Raw genomic sequence first — 6,392 nt, 5'->3', positions numbered from 1 at the left:
ATCCACTCTGACCCCTTTGATGCTTTTTTCATTTAGGGATCACATTACCCTTGTTGCTGGTACGATGAGTTGTTACTCTCAAAATAAATAATCATAATTTTGAGGCAGCGTCATGCACGAGTTTTTCGAAAAGTTTGCAATTAATACAAAAGTGAATGTGGTGTGGGGAGAAATGGATGCGTTAGGGCATGTGAATAATGTGTCGTATTTTCGTTATTTTGAAACCGCGCGAATTGATTTTTTAAAACAAACAGGCTTACTGTCTATATTGTCAGAACCCAGCCATAGCCCAGTTCTGCGTGATACTTACGCGCAATACAAACGGCCGGTTACTTTTCCTGATACGCTGCATATTGGTTCATATATTACTGACATCAAAGCAGACCGCTTTACTATGCGCTACGAGGCGTTTAGTGAATTACAGCAAGCAATATGCACAACCGGGTATGCGAGTGTGGTGATGTTTAATATGAACACAGGGCAAAAAGCCGCCATTCCAAGCAATATGCTAACCATACTGAAGCAGTACACGTTGGACAACAATCGCAACTGACGGGGCTAAAAGTTCAGTTGGATGGGCGCTGTATTATTGTTATGTCTTGGAGCGTGAACATCAAATGGCTCATCGGGCGATAGCACGAGGTAAGACCTGCCCTTGATTATCCACCTTATATGTAAGTATTAGGTTGAAACCAAAATAGAGTTAAAACAGCAAAGCTTTATAAAATTACAATTTAGAAAACTAAAGTTAATATTTATAAGGTGGTTAATTTTACTATAAGGAAATAACTCGTATGAAATCTATTTCACTCCTCTTACTTTTACTCTGTACACTTTGTGCGCAGTCTAAAGCACAGGATTTAGAACCTCAATTTAATTTATATTTTAAAAAAAATACTTTAGAAACGCTGAACCTGAATGACATACAACGAAGTACATTACAAGCCATCATCCAAAATGCCGAACTAGACAAGCAAGTAGATGCAGAATATGCAAACGGCACGAAAGGTATTTTCGGAGACTTAAGTCGGACAGTCCCCTATACAGGCAATGAAATATTTAACATAGCAATAAACAGCGGTAAAATAGATTCTGAGAATTTCACTCTAAAACCCATTTATTTAGCTTATGGGCGAGATTTAAATTTAAGACGCATTGAATTTGAATCTAAAATTAAAGGAGTTAGGGCTAGGCTACACATATTTATGGAAGGTGAAGGGAAGTTTGCATCCACTCAAGTTTACTATGAACTTGTTATTAATACGAAGGGAAAAGAAATATACATTAAGCTTTCAAAAAATTGGCACATTATCAAAGCCACCGAAACACAACAAAAAAAAATTGCAGTTACGGGGTAAGGACGCAATCGAAGTGAGTGATTTTTTATCCATACAGGTAGAGAAGACCACGACTATAAAGTCTAGTGTTTCACCATCGTTCAAAGGATGGGCGCTGTATTATTGTTATGTCTTGGAGCGTGAACGCCAAGTGACCCATAGGGCAATTGCACGAGGTAAGACCTGCCCCTGATTACCCTCTTTTAATTACATTCTTTTATGGTCAATTACAGACAAAAACTGCTTGAACTATCCTCGCTTGACTTTGTTAACCAAACGTTTGACTATCGTTAATTGTTTGGGGTTTGGTCATGTATTTACTTTGAAATAAGGATAATTAAACAGGTGATTTATGAAAAAGTCTCTATTAGTGTTGTCATTGGCGTTTGGATTGTCTGCGTGTAACATTGATGACAGGTTACAATTTGCGTCAGAAACGAAAAAGAGTGAACAGGTTCATTTGAGTGCGGAAAATACGGGGTTGCTCATTATTGATGCTCAGCAAGGATATGTCATGGATAGTGACGACTTTTGGGTTAAGGTCTTCTATCCGCAATATGAAATACCCGCACAAAATGTCGATCCTCAATTGCATTCTAGCATTGATCGTATTGCACAATTGGCGCAAAAAGCCAATGAATTAAATATGCCAACAACCATTACTTATGAAGCGTTCGAAACCGATTTGGGTTTAGATTATACGCCTTACATAACGCGTATTGAGCAAGCACTTGATGAAAATACCCAAAGCTACTTTAAGCAAACATTTAATTCAACATTAGAAGCTGACATACATGCAGCAATGAAGGCGTGGTCTGATGCTGGGGTTTCTCGAGTGATTGTCGCGGGGGCAGAAACCGATGTATGCGTTATGCAAACCGTTTTAGGGCTCAAGAAAATGGGCTTTGATGTATATTTGGCGAGTGACGCGACGTTTTCTACTGAAATTTATGAGCGACCCACTTTCAAACGTTTACAGCAAGCAGGCGTTAAGTTGGCAAAGGCCAGTGAAATTATTGAATCGATGGCAGCCAAAGACAAATTGATTTTTAGCCCGCGCTATGCCGTTGGCACGCGAGATGAGCTTTATCAAGGCGACCGCCATAAAATGGCGATGATCAATTTTAATATGGATGACACAAGTTTGGCTAAGGCTGAGCATGATAATAAACCAGCAACAGCGCCTAGGTTTACATTTTTAGGGTTAGAACAAGAGTTTTTATTTAGCTATATGCCGAGTTTTCATGTGAATAAAAAAGGGAAGGCTTACACATCTAAATATCGAAAAAATACCAATGTTGTGAGCTATAAAACGATTGATCCTGTGATTGCAGATATTAAAGCTGCTGGCAAGACGCAAGCAGTTATCTCAGGCGTGGTTTCTCAGTTAGGTTTGTATGATGCGGTCTATAAGTTAATTGAAGCAGATATTACCCCAGTCATTCTAGAAGACGCATTATTGGGATCTGATGTAGACCCAATTCACTATTTAGATTATATCTATCAATTGGGGGCGGTGCCAAGCGCGCAAAAGTCGCATGGTTATGAGATGTATGTCGAAATACAGTTAGGGGATTTTACTGAAGAGGAAATAGCGGCTTACTATCAAATGATAGCGCTAAATGAAGTCGTGATCCCAGAGGTATACCCGCGTTTACGTTAGGTTTTTAACGTTTAACTCAGGGTTAGCGAATCTTATCCTGAAATAAAATTGCACCGCAAATTAAAGAGTCAGAATCAAAGGGATCAGCGTCGTTGGTCCCTTCTTAAATAATGATGCTGTTGATCTCAGTAAGTTGAAGTACTAGCTAGCATACGTGCTTTACTAGCACCTCGAGAAAGTGGAAGAAAGTCAGCAGGTTGTATGGTTATCAGCAACATTGGCCCCATTGGCTGGTACGAAACTACGCGGATTGAGTTTTTAAAACAAACGGGCTTACTGTCTGTTTTATAAGCTCATGCTGTTTAATGTACCGTGATAGGTTGGTCATTCACCACTAAAGATTGACCGTTTTCCTTGGCGCGAATAAAACTAGAGATTAAAACGTCATTTGATAAGGTGTTTATATCGTCGACCTTTTCAACCATGCAAAACGTAATGGACTCCCACCCTAAATCTTTAATAAAAGTTTTAAGCTGTTTGATGTTACCTTGATAATTTTCATCGGTTGTTAATAGGCCGATAGAATGTTTATTACCGAGTGTGTACTTGTCGTTTTTTGTGGTCGAACATTGCGCGTATCCGCTTAACACATACACTGTATTTTCGCTGTTATTCATGGTGGTTTGCATACTGAAGTGAATTTTAAATCACTATGCATTTTTCAAACCAAATTAATAAACATCTTTATGTGATATGCCTAGGTATTGAAAGTAGAGCATAAAAAATGATTGGCTATTCACATCAGGCGCGAATACTCACAAAGGTGTCAATTTCTTGAGTCGCTACGTTACGGATTTGATAGCCTTTAATAGGAGCTTATTAAATTCATTAGGTTTTTCTAACATAGGAAAATGACCCGTTTCCTCTATGAAATAAAGCGTGTAATTTTTGATATGCTTTTTATTTTCTGCTGAGGAAGTCGGCCATAACTTAGCGTTTAGGAGTACAACAGGTACGTTGATATCTTTATACACACGATACGATTCACCACTGATGTATTGACCTAAATAATTGCGAAACTGATTAATGGCTATCTCTTTAGGTGCAGAAGCCATATCTTCGCTCACCCAATAAAGCATATCTTCTTCTACATTTTTCGGAAATGCGTCTTTTACAAATGCTTTCATTGCATTTTGAAAGTTATCTTCAAATGGGTTAGCCATTAGGTTAAGCTCTTCGTGCGTGAGTTTTAATGCGACATTTTGTGAAGTATCAACACCAATAATACCAACCACTTTGTTCGGCATTAACTTTGCCGCTTCAGCGATTACGCTCCCACCCATAGAGTGTCCAATTAATATTGCCGAGTTTATGCCCTCTTTCTTAATAACAGCTTTAATATCATTAGCAAAAGAAACCATGGTGTAATCTTCTCGGTTGTATGATGAGTTACCATGACCCGCTAAATCTATAGCGATAACTTGATATTTTTCTGAAAGGTATAAAGTTTGATTCCGCCACAGCCTGCTATCTAAACTCCAACCGTGAATAAATATAAGTGATGTTTTACCACGACCATTAACACTATATGCAATTTGCTCTTTGTCATTTGATATGGCGATTCCAAACCTCACCATCGGGTTTTGCTCGCTAGCATTTACGCTATTAATTGACATAGCGATTAGTATTATCAGAATTAAATGTTTCATATTTTTCTTTACTTTTTTCTTGTGGTCCAAAAATAGCTTAATTTAAAATCATTAAGTTAGATTTGGCCTAACGTAGCTATACCTTTGCTAAAATGAACATGTGATATCCAAACTCATCAGCAAATTCCGTACAAATGCTGACTTCATTTTTCATATTCTTAAATGCTGTAGAGTTAACCATTTCAGACTCAAGTTCATTTAAGCGTTCGCGTAAAGGATTATAATAATTTAACCATGCACTTTTGCTTTGAGAGAAATTAGCTATAACTTGATAACCAGTCTTTTCGATTTGTTTAATTCTTGTTTGAACAGTTTGTATATCAGGGTATTCATGACGCCAAAATTCAATAGCCTGTTCACTTGGTGAATTTGTTTTCCATACCAAATCACTCATCATTAAATAGCCTTGCTTTTTAAGGATAGGCTTCCATAACATGAGTGCTTTCTCTATACCTATGATATAAGCACTACCTTCAGACCAAATAAGATCATAACTCTCATTGGAGTAAGGTAGTTCAGCCATATTTGTACAACATACTTCTAACCGAGCTGCTAACCCTTTTTCCTCAAACCTTTTAGCTAGTTGATCGAGCGCGAGTTGCTCATTATCTATCGCAGTAATTTGTGCTTGGCTACACTTTGCCAATACATTAGTTGCTAACCCTTTACCACAGCCAATTTCTAAGATGCTACTGGGCGCGGTTGGAATTAATGATAGCGCATGTTTAGTGTCATCTTCACTGCCTGGTCCCCAACGTTCTAATGTTTGAAAAACTTTCATAAAATCTTGCATATAAATATCGTGATCATTCATGTCTTTTGATAACCATTTCAATTGCAAAGCTTCTTTGTCACTAAAACCTTGCGTTCTTAACCAATCTAGATGGGCATCTGGAGCGAGCTTATCTAAGCTCTCATGCCATGATTTTAGATCACCCTCTCCGGCAATAGCTGCAAGTAAAATTCTTGATTGTTGCTTTTGCTTTATCTCCTCATCCAGTTCTTTTAAGCGCTGCTTAACAAGCGCTTTGTCAATTTTCGATTCAAGACACACTTTGCACTCTTTCAGGGTCAAGCCGCCTAATTGAAGCTGTTGAATCAAATGGATGCGTTGTAGATCCCGTTCGTTGTATACTCGATAACCATTTTCAAGTCTCAGTCCAGCGATAAGCTGTAACTTTTCATAGTAAAGTAGTGCCGTTCTTGATAAGCCAACTTTCTCTGCAAGTTCAGAAATTTTATACACAATGATGACCCTTTTTCCTATTGATAGCTAAGAACTCTAAACTATAAAGTAGTAGACAGGTCAACAATAAGATCTCGAATATTTATGGCACATGTTGGGTGAGGTATTTATATCGTTGCTATTTATGTTTGAGTTTTCTATCCAAACTAATTGTAGAATTTAAAGCGAATGGTAAAAAGGTAATGCCGGCTTGTGGCTAGTTTAATATTTTTTATGTGATAGAGATCAGGAACTATCTTCAATAACACTGCACCATTGCTGTCCTCCTGACGAAAGTCAGGATCCATAAACAACTCGTGTCATGACTTTCTGGCTCTCAACAGTTACCTGCGTCTTCCTGACGAAGGTCAGGATCCATAAACAACTCGTGTTATGACTTTCTGGCTCTCAACAGTTACCTGCGTCTTCCTGACGAAGGTCAGGATCCATAAACAACTCGTGTTATGACTTTTTGGCTCTCAACAGTTACCCGCAAATTAATTAAGCATAATTTTATG

General features: G+C 38.0%; 6 protein-coding genes. 3 read left to right on the top strand and 3 right to left on the bottom strand.

The features are described 5' to 3' along the window. Nucleotides 1–112: 112 nt before the first annotated feature. From J8M01_RS23500 to J8M01_RS23490, 3 genes are all read left to right on the top strand, one after another. Nucleotides 113–553, top strand: coding sequence for a thioesterase family protein (locus tag J8M01_RS23500; RefSeq protein ID WP_211059560.1), 441 nt, complete (start codon nt 113–115; stop codon nt 551–553). Between the two features lie 241 nt (nt 554–794). Further along, nucleotides 795–1,358, top strand: coding sequence for a hypothetical protein (locus J8M01_RS23495; protein ID WP_211059559.1), 564 nt, complete (start codon nt 795–797; stop codon nt 1,356–1,358). Between the two features lie 331 nt (nt 1,359–1,689). Then, complete coding sequence (locus tag J8M01_RS23490; protein ID WP_211059558.1) at nt 1,690–3,000, top strand: isochorismatase family protein; 1,311 nt, start codon at nt 1,690–1,692, stop codon at nt 2,998–3,000. 302 nt (nt 3,001–3,302) lie between these two features. Here J8M01_RS23490 and J8M01_RS23485 read toward each other — a convergent pair whose 3' ends face one another. From J8M01_RS23485 to J8M01_RS23475, 3 genes are all read right to left on the bottom strand, one after another. Beyond that, nucleotides 3,303–3,617: a hypothetical protein gene (locus tag J8M01_RS23485; RefSeq protein ID WP_211059557.1), complete on the bottom strand. Its 315-nt coding sequence runs from the start codon at nt 3,615–3,617 to the stop codon at nt 3,303–3,305. A 165-nt stretch (nt 3,618–3,782) separates the two neighbouring features. Then, the gene (locus J8M01_RS23480) at nt 3,783–4,649 is read right to left on the bottom strand and encodes an alpha/beta hydrolase (protein ID WP_211059556.1); all 867 of its coding nucleotides are present in this window, start codon (nt 4,647–4,649) and stop codon (nt 3,783–3,785) included. 76 nt (nt 4,650–4,725) lie between these two features. Continuing rightward, entirely contained in the window at nt 4,726–5,895 is a 1,170-nt protein-coding gene (locus tag J8M01_RS23475; protein ID WP_211059555.1) for a MerR family transcriptional regulator, read from the bottom strand. Between the last annotated feature and the right edge of the window lie 497 nt (nt 5,896–6,392).

This window comes from Pseudoalteromonas sp. MMG005 (assembly GCF_018101015.1).
GTDB lineage: Bacteria > Pseudomonadota > Gammaproteobacteria > Enterobacterales > Alteromonadaceae > Pseudoalteromonas > Pseudoalteromonas aurantia.
The sequence above is the reverse complement of the archived record's forward strand: the minus strand, read 5'-3'. Positions and strand labels throughout refer to the sequence as shown.